The sequence below is a fragment of the Streptomyces phaeolivaceus genome (assembly GCF_009184865.1).
GTDB classification, from domain to species: Bacteria; Actinomycetota; Actinomycetes; order Streptomycetales; family Streptomycetaceae; genus Streptomyces; species Streptomyces phaeolivaceus.
The window spans coordinates 360492-387058 of the sequence record NZ_CP045096.1; the positions used below are offsets into that span (position 1 = coordinate 360492).

At 71.9% G+C, this 26567-nt stretch carries 24 protein-coding genes and 1 pseudogene; 9 read left to right on the forward strand and 16 right to left on the reverse strand.

Annotated elements, in window-relative coordinates; all coding sequences use genetic code 11:
- Window positions 1-4 precede the first annotated feature (4 nt).
- The 3 genes from F9278_RS02030 to mgrA all read right to left on the reverse strand — a co-directional run bounded on the left by F9278_RS02030 (window position 5) and on the right by mgrA (window position 4285).
- Window positions 5-2332 (reverse strand): FHA domain-containing protein, encoded by a 2328-nt coding sequence (locus tag F9278_RS02030; RefSeq protein ID WP_152166709.1) that lies wholly within the window; start codon window positions 2330-2332, stop codon window positions 5-7.
- Window positions 2333-2441: 109 nt separating this feature from the next.
- Window positions 2442-2852, reverse strand: coding sequence for a hypothetical protein (locus F9278_RS02035; protein ID WP_152166710.1), 411 nt, complete (start codon window positions 2850-2852; stop codon window positions 2442-2444).
- 431 nt (window positions 2853-3283) lie between these two features.
- Window positions 3284-4285, reverse strand: coding sequence for an L-glyceraldehyde 3-phosphate reductase (gene mgrA, locus F9278_RS02040; RefSeq protein ID WP_152166711.1), 1002 nt, complete (start codon window positions 4283-4285; stop codon window positions 3284-3286).
- A gap of 128 nt (window positions 4286-4413) precedes the next feature.
- Between mgrA and F9278_RS02045 the strand changes: the two genes are divergently transcribed.
- A complete protein-coding gene (locus tag F9278_RS02045) occupies window positions 4414-5319 on the forward strand; it encodes a LysR family transcriptional regulator (protein ID WP_152166712.1) in 906 nt (301 codons plus the stop codon).
- Here the strand turns inward: F9278_RS02045 and F9278_RS02050 are convergent.
- A complete protein-coding gene (locus F9278_RS02050) occupies window positions 5309-6751 on the reverse strand; it encodes a transcriptional regulator (RefSeq protein WP_152166713.1) in 1443 nt (480 codons plus the stop codon). The genes F9278_RS02045 and F9278_RS02050 overlap by 11 nt on opposite strands.
- Before the next feature lie 251 nt (window positions 6752-7002).
- Here F9278_RS02050 and F9278_RS02055 point away from each other — a divergent pair, with 251 nt between their 5' ends.
- Together F9278_RS02055 and F9278_RS02060 are read left to right on the forward strand one after the other, a co-directional pair.
- Window positions 7003-7623, forward strand: a complete 621-nt coding sequence (locus tag F9278_RS02055; protein ID WP_152166714.1) for a hypothetical protein — start codon at window positions 7003-7005, stop codon at window positions 7621-7623.
- A gap of 228 nt (window positions 7624-7851) precedes the next feature.
- Window positions 7852-8379: a mycothiol transferase gene (locus tag F9278_RS02060; RefSeq protein ID WP_152173641.1), complete on the forward strand. Its 528-nt coding sequence runs from the start codon at window positions 7852-7854 to the stop codon at window positions 8377-8379.
- Here the strand turns inward: F9278_RS02060 and F9278_RS02065 are convergent.
- The 5 genes from F9278_RS02065 to F9278_RS02085 form a co-directional block, all read right to left on the reverse strand.
- The gene (locus F9278_RS02065) at window positions 8355-9431 is read right to left on the reverse strand and encodes an adenosine deaminase (protein WP_152166715.1); all 1077 of its coding nucleotides are present in this window, start codon (window positions 9429-9431) and stop codon (window positions 8355-8357) included. The genes F9278_RS02060 and F9278_RS02065 overlap by 25 nt on opposite strands.
- A gap of 51 nt (window positions 9432-9482) precedes the next feature.
- Window positions 9483-9893 carry a VOC family protein gene (locus F9278_RS02070; RefSeq protein ID WP_152166716.1) on the reverse strand — a complete coding sequence of 137 codons (411 nt, stop codon included), beginning with the start codon at window positions 9891-9893 and terminating at the stop codon, window positions 9483-9485.
- Between the two features lie 153 nt (window positions 9894-10046).
- Window positions 10047-11231, reverse strand: coding sequence for a hypothetical protein (locus tag F9278_RS02075; protein ID WP_152166717.1), 1185 nt, complete (start codon window positions 11229-11231; stop codon window positions 10047-10049).
- 48 nt (window positions 11232-11279) lie between these two features.
- A complete protein-coding gene (locus F9278_RS02080; RefSeq protein WP_152166718.1) occupies window positions 11280-12236 on the reverse strand; it encodes an aldo/keto reductase in 957 nt (318 codons plus the stop codon).
- A 67-nt stretch (window positions 12237-12303) separates the two neighbouring features.
- The gene (locus F9278_RS02085) at window positions 12304-13191 is read right to left on the reverse strand and encodes a glycoside hydrolase family 19 protein (RefSeq protein ID WP_152166719.1); all 888 of its coding nucleotides are present in this window, start codon (window positions 13189-13191) and stop codon (window positions 12304-12306) included.
- Window positions 13192-13639: 448 nt separating this feature from the next.
- On the opposite strand from F9278_RS02085, the gene F9278_RS02090 reads away from it, so the two are divergent.
- Window positions 13640-14683 carry an acyl-CoA dehydrogenase family protein gene (locus F9278_RS02090; protein ID WP_152166720.1) on the forward strand — a complete coding sequence of 348 codons (1044 nt, stop codon included), beginning with the start codon at window positions 13640-13642 and terminating at the stop codon, window positions 14681-14683.
- 24 nt (window positions 14684-14707) lie between these two features.
- Window positions 14708-15418 carry a 2-phosphosulfolactate phosphatase gene (locus tag F9278_RS02095; protein ID WP_152166721.1) on the forward strand — a complete coding sequence of 237 codons (711 nt, stop codon included), beginning with the start codon at window positions 14708-14710 and terminating at the stop codon, window positions 15416-15418.
- 4 nt (window positions 15419-15422) lie between these two features.
- On the opposite strand, the gene F9278_RS02100 is transcribed toward F9278_RS02095, so the two are convergent.
- The 6 genes and pseudogenes from F9278_RS02100 to F9278_RS48605 form a co-directional block, all read right to left on the reverse strand.
- Complete coding sequence (locus F9278_RS02100; RefSeq protein WP_152166722.1) at window positions 15423-16565, reverse strand: LLM class flavin-dependent oxidoreductase; 1143 nt, start codon at window positions 16563-16565, stop codon at window positions 15423-15425.
- 302 nt (window positions 16566-16867) lie between these two features.
- Window positions 16868-18148, reverse strand: a complete 1281-nt coding sequence (locus F9278_RS02105) for an SfnB family sulfur acquisition oxidoreductase (RefSeq protein ID WP_152166723.1) — start codon at window positions 18146-18148, stop codon at window positions 16868-16870.
- A gap of 209 nt (window positions 18149-18357) precedes the next feature.
- Window positions 18358-18882: pseudogene (gene ssuE, locus F9278_RS02110) on the reverse strand (NADPH-dependent FMN reductase); the annotation flags it as partial.
- Window positions 18883-18941: 59 nt separating this feature from the next.
- On the reverse strand, window positions 18942-20159 hold the full coding sequence (locus tag F9278_RS02115) for an acyl-CoA dehydrogenase family protein (protein ID WP_152166724.1): 1218 nt from the start codon (window positions 20157-20159) through the stop codon (window positions 18942-18944).
- A gap of 14 nt (window positions 20160-20173) precedes the next feature.
- The gene (sfnG, locus tag F9278_RS02120) at window positions 20174-21292 is read right to left on the reverse strand and encodes a dimethylsulfone monooxygenase SfnG (protein ID WP_152166725.1); all 1119 of its coding nucleotides are present in this window, start codon (window positions 21290-21292) and stop codon (window positions 20174-20176) included.
- Window positions 21293-21425: 133 nt separating this feature from the next.
- Entirely contained in the window at window positions 21426-21509 is an 84-nt protein-coding gene (locus F9278_RS48605; protein ID WP_350284076.1) for a putative leader peptide, read from the reverse strand.
- A gap of 137 nt (window positions 21510-21646) precedes the next feature.
- Between F9278_RS48605 and F9278_RS02130 the strand changes: the two genes are divergently transcribed.
- Both F9278_RS02130 and F9278_RS02135 read left to right on the forward strand, forming a co-directional pair.
- A complete protein-coding gene (locus F9278_RS02130; protein ID WP_193241340.1) occupies window positions 21647-22564 on the forward strand; it encodes a LysR family transcriptional regulator in 918 nt (305 codons plus the stop codon).
- Between the two features lie 89 nt (window positions 22565-22653).
- Window positions 22654-24015, forward strand: coding sequence for a cryptochrome/photolyase family protein (locus F9278_RS02135; protein WP_152166727.1), 1362 nt, complete (start codon window positions 22654-22656; stop codon window positions 24013-24015).
- Here the strand turns inward: F9278_RS02135 and F9278_RS02140 are convergent.
- Window positions 24012-25118, reverse strand: a complete 1107-nt coding sequence (locus F9278_RS02140) for a MerR family transcriptional regulator (protein ID WP_152166728.1) — start codon at window positions 25116-25118, stop codon at window positions 24012-24014. The genes F9278_RS02135 and F9278_RS02140 overlap by 4 nt on opposite strands.
- Before the next feature lie 101 nt (window positions 25119-25219).
- Between F9278_RS02140 and F9278_RS02145 the strand changes: the two genes are divergently transcribed.
- Complete coding sequence (locus F9278_RS02145; RefSeq protein WP_152166729.1) at window positions 25220-25804, forward strand: RNA polymerase sigma factor; 585 nt, start codon at window positions 25220-25222, stop codon at window positions 25802-25804.
- Window positions 25805-26073: 269 nt separating this feature from the next.
- Complete coding sequence (locus F9278_RS02150) at window positions 26074-26529, forward strand: SPW repeat protein (RefSeq protein ID WP_152166730.1); 456 nt, start codon at window positions 26074-26076, stop codon at window positions 26527-26529.
- Window positions 26530-26567: the final 38 nt, after the last annotated feature.

A 26567-nucleotide genomic window follows, 5' to 3' on the forward strand; every position in this document is an offset into this window, starting at 1 on the left:
GCGGCTACTTCCGCATCACCGCGGGTTCGCGGCGGCGCAGCAGCCGGGCGACGAGACAGCCGCAGAGCAGCGAGAGGACGACGAGCATCCCCATGTCGAGCAGCCAGACGCCCGCCGAGTGCGCGAACAGCGGGTCCGAGGTGTCGGGGACGATCTCTTCGAGGTCGATGGTGCCGGCCATCGCGGCGAACGCCCACCGCGACGGCACCAGCCACGCCAGCTGTTCGAGGACGATCGTGCCGCGCACATCCAGCAGGGCTCCGCAGAACACCACCTGGACGATGGCGAGGAGCACCAGCAGCGGCATGGTGACCTCCTCCTTGCGGACCAGCGCGGAGACGACCAGGCCGAGCATCATCGCGGTGAACGCGAGCAGCGCGACGGCGACCGTGATCTCGACCAGGGGCGGCAGCAACACGCCTTCGCCACCGGGGGCGTTGAGGTCGACGCCGAGCAGGGCGACCAGGGTGAGGACGACCGCCTGGAGGATCGTGACGGTGCCGAGGACGACGACCTTGGACATCAGATACGCGGATCTGGACAGCCCCACGGCCCGTTCGCGCTGGTAGACCACCCGTTCCTTGACCAGTTCGCGCACGGCGTTCGCCGCGCCCGTGAGCACACCGCCGACGCACAGGATGAGCAGCGCGTTCATGGCGGTCTCGCGGTCCAGGGTGCTGCCCGCGAGCGCCCTGGCCATCGCGCCCATCACGAACGGCAGCGCGATCATGATGGCGAGGAAGGTGCGGTCGGCGCTCAGCGCGGCCGTGTACCGGCGGACCAGGGTGCCCAGTTGGGCGCCCCAGCTCTGCGGTTTGGGCGGTGGCGGTGCCGCGGCGACCGGTTCCGGGTCGGGCAGGTACGGCTGTTCCATGGCGGCGGTGACGTACTGCCGCCGGAACGGCGAGTCGCGGTACTCCCCCGCCCAGTCCCGCTCCCGGTCCCGTTCGAACGCCTCGAAGGCCTCCGGCCACTGCTCGAACCCGAAGAAGGCGAGGGTGTCGTCCGGCGGCCCGTAGTAGGCGACCTTGCCGCCGGGCGCGAGGACGAGGAGACGGTCGCAGACATCGAGGCTGAGGACGCTGTGGGTGACGACGATGACGGTACGGCCGTCGTCGGCGAGGCCGCGCAGCATGTGCATCACCGAGCGGTCCATGCCGGGGTCGAGCCCGGAGGTCGGCTCGTCCAGGAACAGCAGCGAGGGTTTCGTCAGCAGTTCCAGGGCGACGCTGACCCGTTTGCGCTGGCCGCCGGAGAGGCTGTGGATGGGCTGGCCCGCGCGCTGTTCGAGGCCCAGTTCACGGATCACCTCGTCGACCCGGGCCTGTCGCTCGGCCTTCGCGGTGTCCTGCGGGAAGCGGAGTTCGGCGGCGTAGGCGAGCGCCCTGCGGACGGTCAGTTGGGCGTGCAGGATGTCGTCCTGCGGGACCAGACCGATGCGCTGGCGCAGTTCGGCGTAGTCGCGGTAGAGGTCGCGGCCGTCGTAGAGGACCGTGCCGCTGTCGGCGGGGCGCTGTCCGGTGAGGGCGTTCAGGAGGGTGGACTTGCCGGCGCCGCTCGGGCCGACGACGGCGAGCAGGCATTTCTCGCCGACCGGAAACGACACCCCGTCCAGGAGTGTCTTCCGGCCGCGGTCGACGGCGACGGTGAGTTCCTGGACATCGAGGGAGACCTCGCCGGTGTCGACGTACTCCTGGAGCTCGTCGCCGACCAGGCAGAACGCGGAGTGGCCGATGCCGACGATGTCACCGGGAGTGACCGGCGCCCGGTCGACGGGCGTGCCGTTGAGGAAGGTGCCGTTGTGGCTGCCGAGGTCGACGATCTCGTACGTGCCCTCGGGCCGTGCCCGTAGCTCGGCATGCCGGCGGGAGACGACGAGGTCGTCGATGACGAGGTCGTTGTCGGCGGCGCGGCCGATGCGGACGGTCCGCTCGGGCAGCGGGCGGACACTGGTGGGCTGCCGGAAGGTGCCGGTGGAGGCGGGGCGGAGGATGCCGGAGGGCCGCTCGGGGGCGTGGCCGGTGAGCACGGCCCGGGGGCCGTCGGGGAGGCTGCCGAAGTGGATGACGGTGCCGGGGCCGACGTCCCACTCGTGGACGCGGTGACCGTCGGCGTAGGTGCCGTTGGTGCTGTCCTCGTCCTCGATGGTCCAGTGGCCCTCCGCCGCCCGCAGCACCGCGTGGTGCCAGGAGACCCGGTCGTCGTCGAGAACGACGTCGCTGAGCGGGTCGCGTCCCACGTGGTAGGCGTGGGACGGGGTCATCACGGTGGAGCCCGACTCGGTCTCCAGCACGAGTTCGGGCGCAGTCGGTGCGATCGACCGCTCTGCCATGGGGAAAATTCTACCGATACGCCCGGATATGCGCGCCCGCCCGCTTCGGGAGGCCGCCTCAGGCGGTCGGCCGAGGCGGCCGACCGAGGTGTCGCCCGCGGCGGCGGGCTCAGGCGGCGGGGGCGGCGATTCTCTGGGCGATGCGCTGCATCCGTACGGCGTCGACGGACTCCGCGAGCAGTTCGTACTCCGTGGTGTCGTCGTTGGTGGCGATCCGGACCAGGTTTCCGGCGGCCAACTCCTCGGCGACCAGGTCCTGTTGGCCGTCGTCGGTGGTCCAGGCGCGCAGCTGGCTCGGTACGTCCGGCACGGTGTCGGCGACCGGAACGACCGCGTTCGGGGGGAAGTTGGGGTTCTCGGGCCGTGGATCGAGGCGTTCGGCGATCCATAACGCGCGGTCGCGCATCCACCACAGCGCCAGCGCCAACGTGGGGGCGCGATAGGTACCGAGGGGCACACCGACGCGCCGGCCGTCGCACCAGCCGTACGCGGTGACATGGCACAGGAATTCGTCGTGCACGCTTCACTCCCCCGATCGCACGCGGACTCGCTCTCGCCTCACAGATTTGCTGGTCGTGCACATCCGGCGACCTGAAAGTCACGCACAGCGACATGAAGAGCGCGCACGGGTGCGCGTTCGTTCATGACTCAATCGCCCTGTCAGTCGAGTATCGACACTCCTGACCCTCTGTCACCATGCCAATTCAGCCAGTCTCCTGGCATATGCGAGCGCGCGATTGGCTGAAACGATGCGAAGGGCCCGCTGAGCGGGGGTTTCTCCTCTCATACGTGTGCGCTCGGCGGAGTGTTCAACGCGTGCGGTTCGAAAGCGGGTGCGGGTCCGGTGGGGGCTGGTCGCGCAGTTCCCCGCGGCCTGTGTCTTTCAGGGCGCGGGGAACTGCGCGAGAAGCCCCCACCGGACCGCGGGCAACCCGAAGCCGGACGAGAAAGCTACCCCTTGCCCTCGATGATCGCGTCGATGCGGGCCAGCTCGTCCGCCTCGAAGTCGAGGTTGTCGACGGCGCCCACACTGTCCTCGATCTGCCGCGCACTGCTCGCGCCGACGAGCGCGGAGGTGACCCGGCCGCCGCGGAGCGTCCAGGCCAGGGCGAGCTGGGCCAGGGTCTGGCTCCGGGCCTTGGCGACCTCGTCCAGCGCGCGCAGCCTGCCGACCAGGTCCTCGGTGACGGCGTCGGAGTTCAGGAACGGGCTGTCGCTCGCCGCGCGGGAGCCCTCCGGGATGCCGTCGAGGTAGCGGGAGGTCAGCAGGCCCTGCTCCAGCGGGGAGAAGACGATGGAGCCGACCTGGAGTTCGTCGAGGGCGTCGAGCAGGCCCTCGCTCTCGGGGCGCCGGTCGAGCATCGAGTAGCGCGGCTGATGGATGAGGAGCGGGGTGCCCAGGTCGCCCAGGATGCGGGCGGCCTCGCGGGTCTGCTCGGCGGAGTAGTTGGAGACACCGACGTACAGCGCCTTGCCCTGCTGGACCGCCGAGTGCAGCGCGCCCATCGTCTCCTCCAGCGGAGTCTCCGGGTCGGGGCGGTGCGAGTAGAAGATGTCGACGTGATCGAGGCCCATGCGCTTCAGGCTCTGGTCGAGCGAGGAGAGCACATACTTCCGGGAGCCCCACTCGCCGTACGGGCCGGGCCACATCAGATAGCCGGCCTTGGTGGAGATGACCAGCTCGTCACGGTACGGCGCGAAGTCGGCCTTGAGCGCCTCGCCGAGGGCGGACTCGGCGGAGCCGGGCGGCGGGCCGTAGTTGTTGGCGAGGTCGAAGTGGGTCACGCCGAGGTCGAAGGCGCGGCGCAGGATGGCCCGCTGGGTCTCGACGGTCCGGTCCGCCGGACCGAAGTTGTGCCACAGGCCGAGCGAGATCGCGGGAAGCTTCAGGCCGCTGCGTCCGGTGCGCCGGTAGGGCATGTCCGCGTAGCGGTCGGGGTGTGCGGTGTACAACGCGACTCCAGAGAGGTTGGCACGGTGGGACCGAGGGTCCCCGAGAACCGGTGTCCACTCTTTCGCGACCTGGGGGCATTGGTCCAACAGAAGAATCCGATGGGATTCAGCGCCTACGCTTCTCAGTCATGGAACTCCGCCATCTCCAGCACTTCGTCGCGGTCGCCGAGGAGGAGCACTTCACCCGGGCCGCCGAACGGCTGCTGGTCTCCCAGTCGGGTCTGTCGGCCTCCGTCCGGGCCCTGGAGCGCGAGCTGCAGACCCCGCTGTTCGTACGGACGACCCGCAGGGTGATGCTCACCCCGGCCGGGCGGGCGCTGCTGACCGAGGCGGAGCGGATCCTCGCGCAGGTGCGGTCGGCCCGGGAGGCGGTGGCCGCCGTGCAGGGCGTGCTGCGCGGGATGCTCGCGCTCGGGTCGGAGCAGTGTGTGGCCGGCCTGCATGTGGCGGGGCTGCTGGCGGCGTTCCGGCGGCGGCACCCCGATGTGGAGATCTGTCTGCGGCAGGCGGGCTCGGGCGCCCTCGCCGAGGAGGTCGCGAGCGGGCGGCTCGATCTGGCGTTCGCCGTACGGACGGCACAGGAGGACACCGATCAGCTGCGCGTCGTCCCGCTGTCCAGCGAGCCGATGACCGTGCTGTGCCACCCGAGCCATCGGCTGGCGGCGGCCGGCGCCGCCGTGACCCCGGAGGAACTGGGCGGCGAGGTCTTCGTCGACTTCCACCCGGACTGGGGCCCGCGCCGCGCCACCGACGCGGTCTTCGCCGCGGCCGGTGTCCGCCGGGCCGTCGCCCTGGAGGTCAACGACGTGCACAGCCTCCTCGAACTCGTCGACGAGAACCTCGGCGTCGCCGTCGTCCCCCGCCACTTCCGGCACAAACGCGAGTCCCTCACCTCGCTCGCCGTCAAGGGCACCGGCGAGACCATGTACGAGACGGTCGCCCTGCTGCCGCCCCCGCAGGCAACCAGCCCGGCGGCCCGCGCCCTGATGGGGCTGCTCGATCCGCCGGCCGGGTGCTCCGAGGTCAGTCGCTGAGGGAGGACCAGCGGCGGTTCAGGGTGTCGTACCCGTAGCGCGGCAGGCCCTTGATCGCGGTCGTGCGGAACGGGCGGCCCGCGTCGTCGATCCGGACCGTGCCGGTGCGGCCCTCGGAGGACCACTCCAGCTCCAGATACCAGCCGCAGTCACAGGTCTCTGTCTCGGCGGAGATCATCAGCACCTCCGGGTCGTCGGCGGACACCTGGTACGGAAGCCGCACGGCCGGGATCCGTACGTCCAGGTCGGCGCCGTCGACCGGGCGGGCGATCGGCCGGTCCTTGTCCAGGTCCACGTCGAAGTACCGGGGGCTGACCCTGCCTCCGCAGCCCTGGTCCATGGCGTAGGAGTTGCCCTTGGCGGGGGCCGCGCGGCCGACGACGCGCACCCGCAGCGCCGTGAGGACGACGGCGGTGGACTTCCGCCCCTGCACCGTGATCTCCACGATCGTGTTGCGGCCGTGCACGCCCTGCTGGGTCGCGGCCCAGACGCCCGCGTCCTGCGGCGCGGGCGGCGGGGGCACCTCCTTCGGCGGCTTGGCGACCACGTAGTCGTGCCCGCAGCCGAGCGCCCAGAGCTGGGAGTTCGCCGTCCAGGTGAGGGGCACACCGGTGGCCGGGGGCCGGGTCGCCCTCGTGTCGTCGCCCTTCGTGGGGTCGTCCTCTGGCTCGGCGCTGGAGGTCGGGGTGGGCGTGGGCGAAGGGCTCTTCGTGCCGCCGCTGGTGTCCGGCGAGGGGGACGGGCTCGTGGGCCCGGTCGAGGGACGCTGGGCTCCCGAGGTCGTACGGGACGGGGCCGGCTCACCACCCTGAGCGTCGCCGTCCCCCGGGGACCCGCCGGACGGCAGCACGGTGAGGCTCCCCAGCGTCGCGACGAGCACCGCGACGACGGCCGCGCTGACGAGCGTGCGCCTACGACGGTGCCAGGGGCGACGGGCCGAGGGCACCGACTCGGGCACATCGTCGGGGCCGACAGAAGCGGTGGGCGTGGTGAGGTCGATGGCCTGGACCGACTCAGGAGACTCGGCGGACTCGGCGGGCTCGGTCGGCTCGGTGGGCGCGGCGGACCCCACAGGCTCGACCTCCTCGACCGGCTCCGCCTCCTCACCCGACTCTGCCGGCCCTGCCGGTTCCGGTGCCGTGGGGCCGCTCGCCGCTCCCCCGCCCGTCCGCGCCCGCTGCCGGGCCGCCACCGCCGGCAGCCAGAGCCGGTGGAGTTCGAGCCGCTCCTCCGGTGTCGCCCCGCAGAGCGCGGCGAAGCGTTCGACGGGCGCGAAGTCGAGCGGGACGGTGTCCCCCGCGCAGTAGCGGTGCAGTGTCGAGGTGTTCATGTTCAGGCGGCGGGCCAGCTGCCCGTAACTGCGGTCCGTGCGTTCCTTGATGCGCGTGAGCGCCGCCGCGAACTCGCGCACGTCGTCCGGTGCTGCCGACACTGTTCTCCACGTCCTCCCCGTCCCGGGACGGCATCCCGGGCACTCCCTATACATGCACGTCAGAAGGGCTGGGATGGTTCCATGGCCGAGGGCCGGGCGTCGGCCGTCGCGCTCACGCCCGGTGACGGCCGATGCTCTGGGTGGCGCACCGACCAGGACCGGACGGACCATCCGGCGTCGGCGGCGAAGCAGCACCTCTCACTCATCTCATCCATGTACGCATCTCACGTACTCGTTCACGGGGGACAGCCATGCCCAGGCACACCCGAGCCCGCACCCTGACCGCACTCGTCGTGGCGGGCCTCACCGCGGGCTCCGCGCTCGCCGCCGGCGCCGTCCCGGCCGCCGCCGCGGAGGCGAGCGGCGGGCCGAAGTACCTGTCGGCGTCCGAGCTCCCGCCGCACCCGTCGTCCTCCTGGACCGCCGGCAAGATCGAGGACGGTGTTCCGGAGGAGTTGCGGTACTGCCTGGGCGACGCGCTCCTGGCCTACGACATCAACCACCGCTCCTTCCGGACGGACCTGGACACCGGTGCCCGCCAGCTGGTCGTCGTCACCGGCAGCGCCGGCAGGGCCAAGGCGCTCGCCACGCGGCTGAACAAGGACTTCAAGAACTGTGTGAGCGACTCCTCCGACCCGGACGTCGAGGCCGAGTACCGGGACCTCGGGACGCTGCCTGTCGAGGAGGGCGCCCGCGTCCACGGGGTCGCCACCGTCACGTCCTGGGGGGCCGTGGACATCCGGCTCCTGTCCGTGGGCCGGGACGGCCGGACCGTGACCGTCGTGGACTGGGGGCAGATGGGCGGCTTCAAGGACGCGCCCGTCAAGGCCTTCAAGAAGACGACGACCACCGCCGTCAACAAACTCCACTGACCGACCACCGCTCACCCACCGGCGCTGCGGGCCCGGAACACGCCCGTGCGGTGGAAGGTCACCGACAACGGCACCTCGACCTCAAGATCTTCCACATCGGCACCAAGGGCGCCGCCGGAAGCCGACAAGAACCCCGCAGCGCCGGATCGGGGGACCGGCGCTGCGAGACGGGGCGGGGACGGGGGCGGTGCGGGCACGGCCCCCGTGCCCGATGGTGGACGTATGGCTATGGATGCGAAGGACGTTCTCGGCGACGCGTACGGCCGGATCAAGGAGGAGGTCCACGCCGCCGTGGACGGACTGTCCCCGGCGGACCTCCACGCCCGTCCCGCCCCCGACGCCAATTCCGTCGCCTGGCTGGTCTGGCATCTGACCCGGGTCCAGGACGACCATGTGGCCGACGCCTCCGGGCTGGACCAGGTCTGGCTGTCCCAGGGCTGGGAGAAGCGGTTCGGGCTCACGCTGCCGTCCCGCGACACGGGCTACGGGCACGGTCCGGCGCAGGTGGCGAAGGTACGGGTGGACTCGGGCGACCTGCTCACCGGCTACTTCGACGCCGTGCACGAACGGACTCTGGGGTTCGTGCACGGCCTCGGCGCCGACGACCTCGACCGGATCGTGGACGAGCGATGGACCCCGGCCGTCACCCTCGGCGTACGCCTGATCAGTGTCCTGGCCGACGATCTCCAGCATGTCGGCCAGGCGGCCTACGTACGGGGGCTGGTGCGGGGTCAGCGCGAGGACGCCGACGCGTAGCCGGGCAGGACCACGTCCTCGATGAGGGCGTTGCGCTCGTCGAAGGGGAGGAAGGCGCTCTTGAGGGCGTTGACGGTGACCGTGCGCAGCTCGTCGACGGTCCAGCCGGCCTCCTCCACGAGCAGGGTCATCTCGCGGGTCATGGTGGTGCCCGAGACGAGACGGTTGTCCGTGTTGAGGGTGACGCGGAAGCCGAGGTCCCTCAGCGTCGTGATCGGGTGCTCGGCGATGGAGGTGGCCGCGCCGGTCTGGAGGTTGGAGGTGGGGCACATCTCCAGGGCGATACGGCGGTCGCGGACCCAGGAGGCGAGACGGCCGAGCTTGCCGTCGACGATGTCCTCGGTGATCCGGACGCCGTGCCCGATGCGCTGGGCACCGCAGACCTGGAGGGCCTGGTGGATGCTGGGCAGCCCGTGGGCCTCGCCGGCGTGGATGGTGAAGGGCACGCTCTCGGCGCGCAGGTGCTCGAAGGCGGCCAGGTGGTCGGCGGGCGGGAAGCCGTCCTCGGCGCCCGCGATGTCGAAGCCGACGACCCCGGCGTCCCGGAAGGCCACGGCCAGGTCGGCGGCCTCACGGACCCGGTCGAACATCCGCATCCCGCAGAGCAGCGTGCCCACGCGGACGGGCGTGCCCTGGGCCGCGGCCTTGGCCATACCGGCGGCCAGCCCCTCCTGCACGGTCTCGACGACCTCGCTCATGGTGAGCCCGCCCCGGGTGTTCAGCTCGGGCGCGTAGCGCACCTCGCCGTAGACGACGCCGTCGGCGGCCAGGTCGAGCACATACTCCTCGGCGGTGCGCAGCAGGCCCTCGCGGGTCTGCATCACGGCGAGGGTGTGCTCGAAGGTGGCTATGTAACGCACCAGGTCACCGGAGTTGGCGGCCTCGTAGAACCAGGCGGCCAGTGCCTCCGGGTCGGTCTCCGGGAGGGTGTGACCGACCTCCGCCGCCAGTTCCACCAGCGTGGCGGGGCGCAGACCGCCGTCGAGGTGGTCGTGCAGGACGGCCTTGGGGAGACGGCGGATCACTTCGGCGTCTATGCGCGTAGCAGACATGGCGTTCGTTCCTCGGCAGGTGGTGCGACGGGGTGGGTCGTGAGGTGGGGTTCAGCCGGTGGCGGGCTGGAGGAGGTCCCAGCGGTTGCCGTACAGGTCCTCGAAGACGGCGACCGAGCCGTACGGCTCATGGCGCGGCTCCTCCAGGAACCTGACGCCGGCGGCCCGCATGCGGGCGTGGTCGCGGGCGAAGTCGTCGGTGTGCAGGAAGAACCCGACGCGTCCCCCGGTCTGGTCACCGACCCGGGCGCGCTGCGCGTCGTTCTTGGCCCGCGCGAGCAGCAGTCCGCCGCCCGGTGCCGCGCTCCCCGGTCCCCCGCTCCCCGGCTCGACGACGACCCAGCGGCTGCCGTCGGGCCTCGACTCGTCCTCGGCGAGCGTGAAGCCGAGCGCCTCCGTGTAGAAGCGGATCGCCTCGTCGTAGTCGTCGACCACGAGGGCGACCAGGGCAATGCGTCTCATCGGGGCCTCTCGGGTGGCTCGGGTCGCTCGGGGTTCCCGGGAGGTTATACGTAACACGCGCCGGACGGCAAATGGCGTTTCCGTCTCCGGTCCGGGGCTCCGGCCCACCCCGGTCGGTGGGGTGGGCCGGAGCCCCGGGTCACTCGCCCGGGGTCACTCCCCCGGGGACGCCTTGCGCAGGGCGGCGATGCAGGTGTTGAGGGCCTCCTGGAGTTCCTCCAGGCGCTGGAGCATGTCGTCCTCGTAGATGGCGTCGAGGTCGACGGCGTCGTCGAGGGTCAGCTCCTCGAAGACCTTCGTGGCCTTCTGCAGGCTGCTGTAGAACTTCGTCCGGCGCTCCTGGACCCGCAGCTCGGGGTCGGCCTGCACGGTCTGGACGACGAGTTCCTTGACGGTGTCGTACGCCTCCGTCGCCCACTCGCCGGTGTCCTCGTCGTCGTTCAGCTCGTCGATGAGGGACAGGTGGCGCTCGGCCTCGGCGCGCAGTTCGGCGGTGGCGTCGATGACCTGCCCGGCCGGGGTCTTGACCTGCCCGTTCTCGACGATCTGCCGGACGTAGCCGATCCGGCTGGCCGCCTGGGTCTCGTTGGCGACGGCCTTCTTCAGCTCGTCGGTGCGGGCGATGTCACGGGCCAGCCCGGCCTGGAGGGAGGGGTCCTCCTTGAGGCGGTCGAGGAGCGCGGTGCGGGCCGCCTGCGCGGTGGAGGGGTCGGCGAGGATCGCGGCGCGCAGCGCGGTGGGGTTCTCGGCGACCTCCAGCGCCTTGGTCGGGCGGATGCCCTCGGCCTCGGCCGCCGCCGTGATCGCGGTGCCCCGGTCGGAGGTCGCGCTGGACCGGGAGCTGTAGTAGGTCAGCCAGACGTCCGAGTCGGGGAGGTCGATCTCCTCGCCGGGTGCCAGCGCCTCGAAGTGCGGGACCATGCCGTCGTCGGCCGCCCTGTCCCACGCCTTGTAGTACCGCATGACCCGCTCCGGCGAGCACCCGGCCAGCTCGGCGAACTGTTTCGCCGACACCTTCGGCGTCTCCCCCGCCGTCTCCCCGCCGGGCCGCACGCTCCGCGCCACCTTCAACGCGAACGCCCAGCCGCCGGTGCGCGCGTACACGCCGAACTCCCGGGCGTCACGGGCGACTTGCTCGTCCACGACGTCAACGGTGTCGATGGGGGTGTCATCGATGGGGGTGTCGTCGACGGAGGGCTGTGCCGGTTCCGCGGCGGTGCCCGGCTCGACCCAGAAGCCTTCGTCCTGCGACGGAATCCCCCCGGTGGCCTCCGGTGTGACGGGCGTCCCGTCGGCGGGCGGTACGGCCGATGCGGAGTGGGCGGTGGCTACGCTCACGGGTGACTCTCCCGGGTGGTGACGAACGGCAGGGACAGAACAGGCAGCCTATATGAACCCGTTGGTGCCGCTTTGCCCCGACGCCTCGCCCCGGTGTGCGGCGTCCAGCCGGGCCATCTCCTCCGCCGTGAGCCGCAGCGCGCCCGCGGCGATGTTCTCGGCCAGATGGTCGGGATTCCCCGTCCCCGGGATGGCGAGGACGTGCGGGCCCTGGTGGAGGGTCCAGGCGAGCCGGATCTGCGCGGGGGTGGCGTCATGGGCGCGGGCGACGGCGAGCAGGGCGTCGTCGTGGGCGGTGGTCGCGCCCTCGGGGCCGGCGTCGCCGGCGATCGCGTAGAACGGGACGAAGGCGATGCCCAGTTCACCGCAGAGGCGCGGCACCTCGTCGGCGGCGGGTTCGGGTACCCCCAGGGCGAACCGGTTCTGGACGCAGACGACCGGCGCGATCGCTCGGGCCTCGGCGAGGTGCCGGGGCTCGACGCCCGAGATCCCGAGGTGGCGGACGAGCCCGGCCTCCCGAAGCTCGGCCAGCGCGCCGAAGTGCTCGGCGATGGAGTCCTGCCGCATCCGGCGCAGATTGACGACGTCGAGGTGGTCGCGGCCCAGCTGCCGCAGGTTCTCCTCGACCTGGCCGCGCAGCTGGTCGGGGCGGGCGGCCGTGCCCCACTCCCCCGAGTACTCGCGGTGCGGTCCGACCTTGGCGACGAGGACCAGGCCGTCCGGGTAGGGCCCGCCGAGCGCGCTGTTGATCAGTTCGTTGGCGGAGCGCAGGGAGGAGAAGTAGAAGGCGGCCGTGTCGATGTGGTTGACGCCCAGCTCGATCGCGCGCCGCAGCACCGCGATCGCCCCCTCGCGGCCCCTCGGTGTGCCGAGATGGAAGGCGGCGCTGCCCGTCAGCCGCATCGCGCCGAAGCCGACACGGTTGACGGGCAGATCACCCAGTGTCCAGGTACCCGCCGCGCTCGCGGTGGTCACGGCGTTCACGGCGGTCGTCTCCGAGTTCACCGCCGCAGTCTCGCACGCGCCGGGCGCGGCACCCTCCGGAAGCTACGGAGGGATGGACGAGTTCGCGTCAGCAGTAGAGGTTGCCGCCCGCCGAGGTGCCGAGTATCTGGACGAACCGCTGGTAGGCGCTCACCCGGCTCTGCACCTGTGCCGGGTTCTTGCCGTCGCACTCCAGCGAGCCGTTGATGCTGCGGATCGTGTGTCCGAATCCGGCGCTGTTGACCATCGCGTTGTGGCCGGTCATGGTGCCGGGACCCTTCTGGGTGTTCCAGTACCACAAGGCGGTCTTCCAGGCGACGGCCGCGTCGTTCTGCACCAGCCAGGGGTTGCCCAGCAGGTTCAGGCCGAGCGCGTCACCGGCCGCCTTGTAGTTGAAGTTCCAGCTGAGCTGGATGGGGCCGCGCCCGTAGTAGGCCGCCTGTCCGGCCGGGCAGCCGTAGGACTGGCTCCAGTCGCAGTAGGTGGGGTAGTTGGCGGTGTTCTGCTCGACGATGTGGACGAGCCCGCCGGTCTCGTGGTTGACGTTGGCGAGGAAGGCGGCGGCCTCCTGCTTCTTGATCGTGTCACTGCCGGTGGTGGCGAACGCCGGGTAGGCGCTCATGGCCGCCCGCAGCCCGCTGTACGTGTAGAACGAGTTCCGGCTCGGGAACATCTGGTTGAACTGCGCCTCGCTCACCACGAACCCGGAGGGGTTGGTGGGGCCGTTCTCGCAGGCGTACGGCTCCCAGTACCAGGTGCTGATGGTGGGGTCGTAGCCCGGGTTGTCGTGCTCGGCGATGTACGCCTTGCCGTCGGTGTAGCGCACGATGTTGCCGGTGACGTAGGACCTTCCGGCCACCCAGTTCGGATAGCTCGAACAGGGGGCGGCGGACGCGCTCTGGGCGGGCAGCAGCAGAGGGGTGGAACCGCCGATGACCAGCGCGGTCAGTACGGCGGCGATACGGCGCCTCGACACGGGACCAACTCCTTCGTGGAGCACGGCCGCACCCGGGCAAGGGCCCGAAGGGCATGACTGGACTGAACCTCGCGCGCACGCGCCGGCGGAGCCGGCCACGGCGTGGGGGCGGCCATGGTGGGGGGTGGTGGGCACACTCAACCGCGTTGGTATGTACCAGTCAAGGGTGTAGACCAGTCAACCCGTATGACACCAGGTCAGGTCCGTCGCGGGCCGATCACGGGGCCGAGCGGCCCGGTGGGGGGTGGAGCGAACCGTCGCTCGTGGAGCCGCCGGGGTGCGGCCCCTGCGGCTCCTATGCAAGCGCAGCGGGCTGACCGGTTCCGGCCCACGACCTCACAGCAGGCCGACGTGGCGCAGGTCACACCCCGTCCCGCCCGTGGAGAAGATGTGATCCTCCGGCCCCAAAGATGTGATCTTCGGGGTCCGGGCCGGGGAGAATCACCCCATGACCACGTCACCACACCCTCTCGTCGTCCAGGCGCGCAGACTCGCCACCGAGGTGCTGGCACCTCAGGCGGAGCGCGTCGACCAGGAGGGGGTGCCCGCGAGCAGCATCGAGGCGATCAAACGGTCGGGGCTGCTCGGGGTGAGCGCGCCGGTGGCGTACGGCGGGTCGGGCGCGCCCAACTCGGTGGCCCGGGAGACCGCCGAGATCCTGGCGGGGGCCTGCTGCTCCACCTGGTTCGTGCAGACCCAGCACTACACCCCCGTACTGACCCTGATGAAGAGCGAACTACCGGCCCGCGAAGGCCTGTTGGGGAAGCTGGCCTCGGGCGAGCTGCTGTCCGGGGTGGCGTACGCGCATCTGCGCCGGTATCCGCGGGTGCCGGTGCGGGCGGTGCCGAAGCGGGGCGGGTGGCGGTTCCACGGGACGGTTCCCTGGTACACCGGGTGGGGGCTCAACGACGTGATGCTGCTGGCCGGGGTGACGGACGCGGACGAGGTGGTGTTCGCGTTCACCGAGGCCAAACAGCAGTCGGGGCTGAAGGCCTCCGCGCCCATGCGGCTCGCGGCGCTCACCGCCGCCCGTACGGTCTCGCTGCAGCTCGACGGGCTGTGGATCCCGGACGACGCGGTGGCCCTGCACGCGCCGTACGAGTCCTGGGCCGCGAGCGACCGCCCCAAGCCCACGAACGCCTCACCGGCGGTGTTCGGGGTCGCCGAGTCGGCCCTCGCCCTGCTGGACCAGGACGACCCCACGACCAAGGGGCTGCGGCTGCGGCTGGACAAGGTCCGGCGCCAGGCGTACGCCCTCGCCGACCATCCCGCGCCCCACGAGCACATGGCGGAGCGGCTGGCCCTCAAGACGAAGGCGTTCGACCTGATGCGCACGGCGACGACGGCCGCGGTCGTCGCGGGCGGCGGCCGGGCCCTCGGCCTGGACGACCGTGCCCAACGCCTGGCCCGCGAGGCCCTGTTCCTCCTGGTCCAGGGTCAGACCGCGGAGGTCCGCCGGGCCCACCTCGCCGCGTTGTCGGCCGCGTACTAGGGGCCCCTGACGCAGAATGGTGGAATGGATCACCACTTCGTCGGTATACCGGAGTTGACGGGCGTCCCCCGGGTCGCGGTCGTCATCGATGTCATGCGGGCCTTCACCGTGGCCGCCTGGGCGTTCTCGCGTGGGGTGGAGAAGATCGTGCTGGCCTCGACGCAGTCGGAGGCCCTCGCCCTCAAGGAGAGCCACCCGGGTTGGCTGGCGCTCAAGGACGGGGCGCCGGCGCCGGGGTTCGACGCGGTGAACTCGCCCGGACAGCTCAGGTCGCGTGATCTCGGCGGTCGCACGCTGGTGCAGAAGACGACGGCGGGCACCGTGGGCGCGCTGGCCGTCGCCGACGCGCCGCTCGTCCTGTGCGCGAGCTTCGTGGTGGCCGGGCCGACCGCGCGGTTCCTGCGGGCCGAGGGCGCCGGTCCGGTGACGTTCGTCGTCACCGGCGAGGACGGCCGGGCCGACGAGGACCTGGCCTGCGCCGAGTACATCGGCCGGTGCGTGGACGAGGGCGAGGACGAGGGCGGGGTCGAGGCCGCCCCGTACGTCCGCCGCGCGAGGATGTCCGGCGCCGCGGCCGACCTCTCCGCCGAGCTGCGCGGCGGCTGTCACCCGGACGACGTCGAACTGTGCCTGGAACTCGACAGGTTCCCCTTCGCGATGGTGGCCCGCCAGGAGGAGTCGCTCACCGTGCTCCGGCCCGTCGAGGTGCCGGAGCCGGGCCACCGACGTCCCTGAGTCCCTAACTCGCGAACGGCACCTGTGCCGTCGCGGCGGTCGGCCTGGCGAAGGGGTGCTGCCACAGGCCCTGCGCGGCGAGGCGGGGGAGGACGCCCTCGCCGAACCAGTACGCCTCCTCCAGGTGCGGGTAGCCGGAGAGCACGAACTCGTCGATGCCGAGGGCGTGGTACTCCTTGATCCGCTCGGCGACCTCGTCGTGGCTGCCGACCAGTGCGGTGCCCGCGCCGCCGCGCACCAGGCCGATCCCGGCCCAGAGGTTGGGGTGGATCTCCAGGCTGTCGCGGCTGCCGCCGTGCAGGGCCAGCATCCGCTGCTGGCCCTCCGACTCGCTGCGGGCGAGTCCGGCCTGCACGGACCGTACGGTCTCCGGGTCGAAGCCGTCGAGCAGCCGGTCGGCCTCCGCCCAGGCCTGCTCGGCGGTGTCGCGGGTGATGACGTGCAGCCGGATGCCGAAGCGCAGGGTGCGGCCCTCCTTCGCCGCCAGCCCCCTGATCCAGGCGATCTTCTCGGCGACCTTGGCCGGCGGCTCGCCCCAGGTGAGGTACACGTCGACGTGCCGGGCGGCGATCTCCCCGGCGATGGGCGAGGAGCCGCCGAAGTACACCTCGGGCACCGGGTCGGGCAGCCGGGCCAGCCGCGCGTCCTCGACCCGGAGGTGTTCGCCCTTCAGGTCGATGGTCCCGCCGTCCCACAACCCCTTGACAACCTCCAGGAATTCACCGGTACGACGATACCGGTCGTCCTTGTCGAGGAAGTCGCCGTAGGCCCGCTGCTCATGGCTCTCGCCGCCGGTGACGACGTTGAGGAGGAGCCGTCCGCCGGTCTGCCGCTGGAAGGTGGAGGCCATCTGGGCGGCGAGTGTGGGCGAGACGAAGCCGGGGCGGAAGGCGACCAGGAACTTCAGCCGTTCGGTGTTCTGGCTGACCATCGCGGTGGTCAGCCAGGCGTCCTCGCACCAGGCACCGGTGGGGGTGAGCGCGCCGACGAAGCCGAGGTCCTCGGCGGCGCGGGCGATCTGGCTCAGATAGGCGACCGTCGGGGGCCGGTCCCGGCCGGACGCGGTGGCGGGGGTGCCGTGGCCGCCGCCGACGACATGCCGGCTGTCACCGTTGGTGGGCAGGAACCAGTGGAAGGTGAGGGACACGTGGGGGTCTCCTGTCGAAGGGGTGGCCTGCGGAGGCGAAGGGTCGGCCAGGGCCTGTCGTTTGGATCACGCCGGCTTCGGGCCACGGTGCCTGGTGACCGCCGGTGAGCGGGGCTTGGTGCGTGCGGCCGCGAGGCGGAGGAGGGCGTCGACGCGATGGGGGTACCTCCCGCTCGCGCGAAGTCGGGAGTGGGGGAGTCGGCGACCGACGACAACGCGGCTGGGGGTCCCGCCACGCCCTTGAGGCAGTGAGGGAGTGCGTGCCACGCCCCGCAGCCCAGGCGTGATCCAAACGGCAGGCCCTAGAGGAGGCCGTGGCGGGGTGGCCGGGTGCCGTTCAGTACGTGGCGGCCGATGTGCTGGATCTTCCAGCGGGCCGGGTCGTGCAGGGTGTGGGTGCGGGCGTCGCGCCAATGCCGGTGCAGATTGAGGGAGTCGAGGGCGGAGCGGGTGCCGGAGACCTCGAAGAGGGCGCCCGCGATCTCGACTGCGGCCGGGGCCGCGTGGGCCTTCGCGGCGGCCACGGCGATGGAGGCCTCGGCGGCGGAGTCGTCGGTGAGATCGGCGCGCGCCGAGTCGACGGCCCGTGCCGCCTCCCGCAGCAGCGCCCTCGACGCCCTTGCCAGGACGGCGAGTTCACCGAAGCGCTGGATGAGGAGAGGGTCCTCGGCCGCCGTCTCGACCTCGGCCTCGAACCAGGGCCGGCTCTTGGTCCGTACGAACCGCACGGCCTCCGCCAGCGCGCCGTCGGCGATCCCGACGTCGATGGCCGTGTGCAGCAACTGGGCGATCGCGCCGTGGAGTTGCGGGCCCCGGAAGGTGAGGTGGTGCGGGAGGACCCGGTCCGCCGGGACGGGGACCTCCGCCAGCCGGACCGTGCCGCTGGCGGTGGTGCGCTGGCCGAGGCCGTCCCAGTCGTCGACGACCGTGACACCCGGGGTGTCCGCGGGCACGTAGGCGACGTGCAGATTGTCGTCGTCGGCCCGCGCCAGCACCGGGATCCAGTGGGCGAACAGGGCGCCCGTGGCGTAGTGCTTGACGCCGTTGAGGACGTACGAGCCGTCGGCCCGCCGGGTGAGCCGGGTACGGATGTCCTGGAGGTGCTTGGTGCCCGCCTCGGACTGGGCGTTGCCGAAGCGGCGCCCGGCGAGGAGCTCTCCGAAGAAGAACTCCCGCTGTTCCGGGGTGCCCTGACGACGGATCACATTGACGTAGGCGAAGTGGCTCTGCGGGATCTGGGCGAGGCTCGCGTCGGCGGAGGCGAGCAGCCGGAAGACCTCCGCCAGGGTCTCCTGGCTCACGTCCGCTCCGCCGTGCTCGGCGGGCACGGTGACCGCGAGCAGCCCGGAGGCGGAGAGCCGCTCCAACTCGGCGCGCGGCAGCCGCCGTTCGGCGTCCCGCGCGGAGGCACCGGCCCGGAACTCCTCGGCGAGCGCGGCGGCGACGGTCAGCGCCTCGACGTCGTCGGCGATGACCTTGGCGGCCGGAGCGCCGGGCCGGGGACCGGCAGGGGCTTCGACGGCGGTGTCGGTGGAAGTGTCCGTGGACGTGTCCGTGGACGTGTCCGTGGAGGTGTCGGTCATCGGGCCAGCTCGCGGCGGCCAGTTCGGGCACGGGGCCTGGGGTCTGTCGTCACGTTCCCGTCGTCGCCCGAAGGGCGGTCCTGCGGCGTCTGGTGCGTGCTCTCGGCGTGCCGGGCGGAAGGCCTCGTACTGGATGTACTTGGGCTTTCGCCCGGTGCGGCGAGAGTGCGTGCCAGGCGTCGCGTGGCAGACGGGAATGTGACGACAGACCCCAGCGCGGTCAGGAACTGGTCGACGACCTGGCCGAGGGCCTCGGCGGTGGCCGGGGCGACCGTGACCTTGCCGTCCTCCCCCACGGTGATGTCCTTGTCGAGGGTGAACCAGCCGGGGACGATGTGCCGGGCGCCCATGGAGCTGAGCACCGGCCGCAGGGCGTAGTCGATGGCGAGGACATGGGCGGTGGAGCCGCCGGTGGCCAGGGGCAGCACGGTCTTGCCGGTGAGGGCGTACTGCGGGAGCAGATCCAGCAGGGCCTTGAGGACGCCGGAGTACGCGGCCTTGTAGACGGGGGTGGCGATGACGATGCCGTCGGCCCGTTCGACGAGTTCGGTGGCCTCGACGATGGCCGGGTGCTTGAAGTCCGCGCCGAGCAGGGCCTCGGCGGGGATGGTGCGGATGTCGAGCGGGACGACCTCATGGCCCTGGGCGATCAGCCGGGCGTCCAGGTGGCGTACGAGCTTCGCGGTGCGGGAGGAGACGGAGGGGCTGCCGGAGACGGACAGGACGGTGGCCATGGGTCCTCTTTCTGGGAACCCGGGGTGCCCGTGCGGACGGGCACCCCGGAAGGGAGCGGTCAGGAGTACCAGGTGGGTTCGGGCAGTTCGCCTTCGAGCACCCAGCGGCCGACCTCGCGGCGCTTGTAGGCGACGGGGTCGTGGAGGGTGTGGGTGCGGATGTTGCGCCAGAAGCGGTCGAGTCCCTCGGCGGTGGCCGTCGACCGGGCGCCGGTCACCTCGAAGACACTGTTCGCGATCTCCAGGGCCACCTCGGTGGCGCGTGCCTTGACGGCGGCCACCCGTACCTCGAAGTCGCCGCGCGTGCGCTCCGTGACGGCGTCGGGGTCGTCGTGCAGCCGCTGTCCCTCGGCGGCGACGGTGTCGGCGAGGGCCTCGACCGCCCAGAGCTTGGCGGTCAGATCGCCGTAGACGTCGATGACGTACGGCTCGTCGACCGCGCGCTCATGGCCGCCGTGCAGCCAGGGACGGGACTTGGTACGGGTGTAGGTCGCCGCCGTCTCCAGCGCTCCGGCCGCGATGCCGAGGTAGAAGTTGACGAACACGAGCTGGATGGTGGGGACGTTGAGGGTGTTGTAGACGCGGGGCCGGAACTCCTTGTCGACATGACCGGCGGCCGAGGACCAGGGGGTGCGGACGCCGTCGAGGGTGACGCCGCCGCTCTCGGTGAGCCGCTGGCCGATGTTGTCCCAGTCGTCGTGGAAGGTCAGTCCCTCGCTGTCGGAGGGGACGATCGCGAAGATGTGGTTGTCGGTGCCCTCCAGGACGCCTTCGAGGACGGTGACGTCGGAGACCTTGCTGCCGGTGGAGAAGGACTTGCGGCCGGTGAAGACGAGATCGTCGCCGTCCTCGGTGACCACCACGTCCTTGTCGCGCGGGTTGACGGCGCCGCCGAAGAACCAGCGGCCCCGGGCGGCCTCGGCCTCGACGTGCTCCCACTGCTCGCGGGTGCCGACCAGACGGGCGGCCCAGTTCCAGAGGTAGTGGTAGCCGAGGAGCTGGCCGATGGAGCCGTCGGCCTTGGCGACCTCGCGGACGACACGGTAGGCGGTGGGCCAGTCCTGGCCCGCGCCGCCGTGCTCGGTGGGGCCGAGCAGGGTGACCAGGCCGGAGTCCTTGAGGAGCCGGACCTCGGCGTACGGGGTGGCGCCGGCGCGGTCGCGCTCGGCGGCGTCGGTGGCGAGGACGGCGGCGACCTCACCGGCGCGGGCGATCCACTCGTCGGCGGTCTTCGGGGCGGGGCCGGTCTTCCAGTCGGTGGGGGTGACGGTGCTCATGTCGACGGGCCTCCTCAGACCTGGGCGGGGACGGACGGGGCGGACTCGGGGAGCCGGGCCTCCAGTTCACGGACCAGCGGCAGCACCCGCCTGCCGAAGTACTCGACCTCCTCGTGGTAGTGCAGGAAGCCGAGGAGGAAGAGATCGACGCCGAGCCTCTTGTAGGCGACGATCCGCTCGGCGATCTGCTCGGGGGTGCCGATCAGGCCCGTACGGAAGCCGTCGTTGTACTGGATCAGGTCCTCGAACGAGGAGTCCTGCCACATGCCCTTGCCGTCGGCGGCCGACTGCCCGGCCTGCTTGACGGCGGCGCCGAAGCCCTCGACGGCCTCCCGGTCGGCGTTGGCGACGATCTCCCGCAGGGTGTCGCGGGCCTCGGCCTCGGTGTCGCGGGCGATGAGGAAGCCGTTGAGGCCGAACTTCGGTGCGTGGCCGCCTACTTCGGCGGCGGCCTTGCGGACGTCGGTGATCTGCTCGGTGACCCCGTCGAAGTCCTTGCCGTTGGAGAAGTACCAGTCGGAGACCCGGCCGGCCATGGCGCGGGCGGCGGTGGAGTTGCCGCCCTGGAAGATCTCCGGGTGCGGGCGCTCGGGGGTGTTGAGGGGCTTGGGCTTGAGGGAGAAGTCACGCAACCGGTAGAAGTCACCGGCGAGTTCGGTGTGGTCCTCGGTCCAGATCCGACGCAGGGCGCGGATGAACTCCTCCGAGCGGCGGTAGCGCTCGTCATGCTCCAGCCAGGGTTCGCCGAGGGCGGTGAACTCGCCCTTGAACCAGCCGGACACGACGTTGACGGCGAAGCGGCCGTTCGAGAGGTGGTCGGCGGTGGCGCCGAACTTGGCGAGGACACCGGGGTGCCACAGGCCGGGGTGGACGGCGGCGATGACCTTCAGCCGCTCGGTGGCGAGCAGCAGGGCGAGGCTGAAGCTCGTCGACTCGTGCTGGTACTCGGCGCCGTAGCTGGCCATGTAGCGGACCTGGCTGAGGGCGTACTCGAAGCCGTTGTTCTCGGCGAGGACGGCGAGTTCGCGGTTGTACTCGTAGCCCCAGTCGGTGCGCTGCTCGATCTTGCTGGTGACGAGGCCGCCACTGACGTTGGGGACCCAATAGGCGAATTTCAGGGGCGCGGCAGACATGCGGAACTCCTGTTGCGGAATGTTCTCGGGCACGCCGAATTCAGCAGGCACCGCACGGGCATACGGGCACAGCGAATTCAGGCGGAAGGCCGGGAAAAGCGGAAAGCGCGGCGGATCGGTTCTCGGAGGTTGATCAGGCCGCGGCGCGACAGGAGGCGCTGGAGACGCGCGCGAGGTCGACATGGCGTCGTCGCGTGAGGTCCAGTCGCATCTTCATGTCCTCGATCGTGACAGCCGTCGCCGACGACCGTCAAGGAGAACCCGACCGGTCTCGTATCGCGGACCATTGAATTTCACGAAGGTGTGACAGGGAAACCCTTGAACGGCCCGGAAATCGCCACACATTCTGCTGTCGTGCGAACGGAACAGCTGGAATACATCACGGCGGTGACCAGGCTCGGTTCGCTGCGCCGGGCGGCCGACGAACTACGGCTCTCGCAGCCCGCGTTGAGCGAGACCGTACGGAATCTGGAACGCGAGCTGGGGGTCGATCTGCTGGAGCGCAAGCGGTCCGGCGCGACGATGAGCGCCTCGGGCCGGGAGTTGCTGCCGCACATCATCGGGGTGCTGGACGCGGTGGACCGGCTGCGGGCCGCGGCGGGCGAGCAGCACCGCATCAGCCGGATGGTCCGGCTCGGCACGGTCAACGCGGCGACCGTGCCGCTGCTCATCCCGGTGATCCGGGATTTCCGTGCCGATCACCCCCTCACCCAGGTCGAGGTGGTCGGCGCCCAGCAGACCGACATCCACCGGGGTCTGCTGGAGGGCTCCTTCGACCTCGGGCTCGTCAACCATCTCGACGGTGACGACGTGCCCGCCGAGTTCGAGGCGACGGAGCTGCTGCGGGGCCGGCCGGTGGTGGTGCTCCGCCCGGACAGTCCACTGGCGTCCCGGGCGGCGGTGTCCGTGGACGATCTGCTCGACGTGCCGCTGATCGGCATGCGCTCGGGGTACGTCATGCACCGCTACGTCCACCGGCTCCTCGACGGGCGCGACCCGGCGTTCGCGTACTCCACGGACGGGGCCGAGATGGGCAAGCTGCTGGTGGCGGAGGGGCTCGGGGCGACGGTCCTGCCGGACTTCAGCGTGGTCGGCGACCCGCTGGAGCGGCGGGGCGCCCTGGTCCACCGGCCGATCGCCGGTGACACCACCCGGGTGCTGCTGATGCTCCAGCGCCGCAGGGCTGATTCGGTACCGCAGGCCGCCCGCGATCTGCACGAGGCGTTCGTGGCGACGGCACGCGCCCTGACCGGCGGACTCCCCCACGGATGAAAAGCGCGCGGGCCGCATCCGAAGTGGTCCGCCCGGTGGAAGTGAAGGGTGGAAGTGACGAGTGGGGGGCCTGTTACGGAGGTGTGCCCATGAATGTCTCAGTCGTCCTGTTCACCGCCGACCTGCGGCTGCACGACCATCCGCCGCTGCGCGCGGCCCTGGACGGCTCCCGGCTGGTCGTCCCACTGTTCGTGCGTGATCCGGCGGTGGACCGGGCCGGTTTCGCCGTGCCCAACCGGCTGGCGTTCCTCGCCGACTGTCTGCGGGACCTGGACGCGGGACTGCGCGAGCGCGGCGGACGGCTGGTGGTGCGGTCGGGCGACGTGGTGCAGCAGGTCGTGAAGGTGGCGGCCGAGGCGGACGCCGACGAGGTGCACCTGGCGGCGGACGTCAGCGCGCACGCGCACCGGCGGGAGGAGCGGCTGCGCCGGGAGCTGGAGGGACAGGGGCTGCGGCTGCATGTGCACGACACCGTGACCACGGCGGTCCCGCCGGGTGCCCTGACCCCTGCCGGGTCCGACCACTTCGCCGTGTTCACGCCCTACTTCCGGCACTGGTCCCGGCAGCGCCCGCGCGACGCGGTGGACGCGCCCCGGGCCGTCCGGGTCCCGGACGGTGTCGGCTCCGAGCGGCTGCCGTCCCGTACCGGCATCGCGGACCTGTCCCCCGGCCTGGCGACCGGCGGTGAGACGGAGGGCCGACGGCGGCTCACGGCCTGGCTGCGGTCCGGGGTCGCCGCGTACGAGGAGGGGCACGACGATCTGGCGGGCGACGCGACCTCCCGCCTCTCGCCGCATCTGCACTTCGGCACCCTCTCCCCCGTCGAGCTGGTCCACCGGGCGCGCCGGGCCGGCGGTCCGGGCGCGGAGGCGTTCGTACGGCAGCTCGCGTGGCGGGACTTCAACCGTCAGCTGCTGGCCGCGCGGCCGGCGGTGGCGTCCGTGGACTACCGCGCCAGACACGACCGTTGGCGGTCCGCGCCGGAGGAGGCCGAGGCGTGGCGGGAGGGCCGCACCGGCTATCCGGTGGTGGACGCGGCGATGCGCCAGCTGCGCCACGAGGGCTGGATGCACAACCGCGGCCGGCTGCTGACCGCGAGTTTCCTCACCAAGACGCTGTACGTCGACTGGCGTGTCGGCGCCCGGCACTTCCTGGACCTCCTCGTCGACGGCGACGTGGCCAACAACCAGCTCAACTGGCAGTGGGTGGCCGGTACCGGCACCGACACCCGCCCCAACCGGGTCCTCAACCCGGTCACCCAGGCGAAGCGGTACGACCCGGACGGCGCGTACGTACGGCGCTGGGTGCCGGAGTTGGCGGATGTCACGGGTCCGGCGGTGCACGAACCGTGGCGGCTGGCGGGGCCGGAGCGCGCGGCGCTCGGCTATCCGGAACCGATCGTCGAACTGGCGGAGGGCCGCGAGCGGTTCCTGCGGGCGCGCAAGCCCTAGTCCGCCCGGACCAACCCGTCCGACGGGATCACCCGGTCCGCCTGGGCTCCCCGGTCCGCCGGGTCCACCCGGTCCACCCGGTCCACCCGGTCCACCCGGTCCACCCGGTCCACCCGTCCGTAGCGGCCGGAGAGCACCTCCACCGCCTCGGCCAGCAGGGTCGGGCGGACCATGCCCGACGCGGGGCGGCCGTGCCAGCCGGGGCCGCCGAGGACGACGAGGGCCTGGCGGCGGGCGCCCTTGACGCCCCAGCGCATGGCGGCGACATGGCGGGCCAGCGGCAGGCTCGCGGTGGAGCGGGCCTGGGCCCAGAGGACCACGGCCGCCGGGCCGAGCCGTTCGACCGCCGCGGTGAGGGCCTCGGCGGGGACGGCGGCGCCGAACATCCTTGTGGGCAGGCCGAGTTCACCGAGGGCGGCGTTGAGGGCCTCCAGCGGAAGGGTGTGCTGCTCCCCGGGCACACAGGCGAGGACGACCGGGCCCGGGGTGGTGGTGTCGTGGCGGGGTGCGGGCGGCCGGGTGTGGCGGCGCAGGGCGGTGGAGACATGCCAGGACAGCAGATGCTCGACCTCGACGTAACGGTCCCCGGACGACGCCCACTTGCGGCCCACCGCGTGCAGCGTCGGCACCATCACCTCCTGCCAGGCCACGGTGAGCCCGTGCCGTTCGACGGCCCCGGCCAACCGGTCCTCCAGCGCCGGGGAGTCCAGGCGTACGGCGGCGCGGGACAGGCCCCGGCACTCCGTACGGATGTCTCCCGGGGGCGGCGGACGGACGTCTCCCGGGGACGGCGGGCCGGGCGCACGCGGCCCCCGCGCCGCGCGGTCCCCGTCCGTGGCGCGCGCTCCCCCGGCGCCCTCCTTCGCCGCGCGTGCCGCCTCCGCCGGTGGCAGCCCGGCGGACGTCAGCCGGCACATCGTCTCGACCATCGCCACGTCCCGAGGGGTCCAGCGGCGATGCCGGCCGTCGGCGCGGAGCGCGGGTCCGATGCCGTAGCGGCGGTCCCAGGAGCGCAGGGTCGTGGGCGACACGCCCAGCCGGCGGGCCAGGGCCCCGCTGGTGAGCCCCGGATCGGCGGGGTTTTCCTCCCCGTACGTACCCATGACGGCGACTATACGATGCAGAAGCGATGCGAGTGGAAGCACGGCCTCGCGGGCTCGCACGATGACGGCATGCGCACCGCCCTCCGTGAGGAGCCGCCCTCATGAGCCCTGTGTGTCCGAGCGCGCCCGCGGGTGCCGTGTCCGCCGACGAGGAGCTGGCGCGCGGCCTGCCGGCGGGTGACGACGACTCACTGGCCGCCGCCTATCACCGCTGGTCTGCGCTGGTGCACGCGCTCGCGCGGCGCAGCCTCGGCGACACGGGCGAGGCGGAGGACGTCACCCAGCAGGTGTTCCTGGGGGTGTGGCGCGGGCGGCACGGCTACCGGCCGGAGCGCGGCGCGATGGGGGCCTGGATCGTCGGGATCGCCCGGCGACGGATCGCCGACGCCGTGTCCGCGCGGAGCCGCCGGGCGGAGCTGGTGGTCTCGGCGGGCGCCGCGCTCGCCCTCGCCGACCGTCCCGGCCACGGCGACCCCGAGGCCGCTCTCGACCGGGTGCTGATCCTCGCCGAGTTGGCCCGACTTCCGGCGCCCCAGCGGCAGGTCCTCCATCTGGCGTTCTACGAGGACCTCACACAGACCCAGATCGCGGAGCGCACCGGTCTGCCCCTGGGCACGGTCAAGAGCCACACCCGGCGGGCGCTGCACCTGCTGCAGGGCCGCCTGGGCGGGACCCGCACCAGGTGACCCGGCCCGTTCGTGCGGTCATTCGACGCACAAACGTCTCATCCGACCCACCGCATCCGAGGGGCCCGGGACGACGGAAGAAGCAGACGGAACGGGGGCCCGCCTCCGAGGAGCGGTCGGCGCTCCTCGGAGGCGGACGGCGCCTCACGGTCCTCGCACCCCCACCCCCTACACATAAAGGGAAAATAAGCGCAGAATGAACGTACGCGGCGCTTACCGCAAACCCCACCAGACGCGGTCAGGCCTGCAGAGTTCAAAGGAGTCGACTCATGGCCAACGTCTCACACAGGAGTGACATCTCCAGCCACCCCGACGCACCCGAAATGCAGGCCCGGTTCGCCCGCATGCTCGGCGGTCGCGATGTGGCGCTCGTGGACGGACCGGTGTTCCTGCTCGGTCTGTACTGCGCCGTGTCCCCGTGGATTCTCCACTACACGTCGAGCCAGCCCGCGCTGGCGCCCCACAACCTGATCTTGGGCATCGCGATCGGCCTGCTGGCCCTCGGCTTCACCGCCGCACCGGAGAGGATGTACGGCCTGAGCTGGGCCATGTGCGCGCTGGGTGTCTGGATGATCGTCTCGGCGTGGATCGTGGGCGACAGCCCGGACGCCGGTGTCGTGGTCAACAACATCGTCATCGGCTGCCTGGCACTGCTGCTGGGGCTGATGTGCGCCGGCGCCGCGGCCAAGGGCACCACGCGCGGGGGCCGCACACCACAGGTGTGAACAGAAACGCCCGCGAGGGGTAATGACGGCCGATCCGC

Excerpts from the sequence above, each read along its gene's own strand:
- F9278_RS02070 (WP_152166716.1), bottom strand. The coding sequence starts at position 9,893 with ATGAGACGCATTGCCCTGGTCGCCCTCGTGGTCGACGACTACGACGAG.
- F9278_RS02150 (WP_152166730.1), top strand. The coding sequence starts at position 26,074 with ATGGCCAACGTCTCACACAGGAGTGACATCTCCAGCCACCCCGACGCA.
- F9278_RS02115 (WP_152166724.1), bottom strand. The coding sequence starts at position 20,159 with ATGAGCACCGTCACCCCCACCGACTGGAAGACCGGCCCCGCCCCGAAG.
- F9278_RS02045 (WP_152166712.1), top strand. The coding sequence starts at position 4,414 with ATGGAACTCCGCCATCTCCAGCACTTCGTCGCGGTCGCCGAGGAGGAG.
- sfnG (WP_152166725.1), bottom strand. The coding sequence starts at position 21,292 with ATGTCTGCCGCGCCCCTGAAATTCGCCTATTGGGTCCCCAACGTCAGT.
- F9278_RS02105 (WP_152166723.1), bottom strand. The coding sequence starts at position 18,148 with ATGACCGACACCTCCACGGACACGTCCACGGACACGTCCACGGACACT.
- F9278_RS48605 (WP_350284076.1), bottom strand. The coding sequence starts at position 21,509 with ATGAAGATGCGACTGGACCTCACGCGACGACGCCATGTCGACCTCGCG.
- F9278_RS02140 (WP_152166728.1), bottom strand. The coding sequence starts at position 25,118 with ATGGGTACGTACGGGGAGGAAAACCCCGCCGATCCGGGGCTCACCAGC.
- F9278_RS02090 (WP_152166720.1), top strand. The coding sequence starts at position 13,640 with ATGACCACGTCACCACACCCTCTCGTCGTCCAGGCGCGCAGACTCGCC.
- F9278_RS02055 (WP_152166714.1), top strand. The coding sequence starts at position 7,003 with ATGCCCAGGCACACCCGAGCCCGCACCCTGACCGCACTCGTCGTGGCG.
- F9278_RS02060 (WP_152173641.1), top strand. The coding sequence starts at position 7,852 with ATGGATGCGAAGGACGTTCTCGGCGACGCGTACGGCCGGATCAAGGAG.
- F9278_RS02145 (WP_152166729.1), top strand. The coding sequence starts at position 25,220 with ATGAGCCCTGTGTGTCCGAGCGCGCCCGCGGGTGCCGTGTCCGCCGAC.
- F9278_RS02135 (WP_152166727.1), top strand. The coding sequence starts at position 22,654 with ATGAATGTCTCAGTCGTCCTGTTCACCGCCGACCTGCGGCTGCACGAC.
- F9278_RS02030 (WP_152166709.1), bottom strand. The coding sequence starts at position 2,332 with ATGGCAGAGCGGTCGATCGCACCGACTGCGCCCGAACTCGTGCTGGAG.
- F9278_RS02095 (WP_152166721.1), top strand. The coding sequence starts at position 14,708 with ATGGATCACCACTTCGTCGGTATACCGGAGTTGACGGGCGTCCCCCGG.
- F9278_RS02065 (WP_152166715.1), bottom strand. The coding sequence starts at position 9,431 with ATGTCTGCTACGCGCATAGACGCCGAAGTGATCCGCCGTCTCCCCAAG.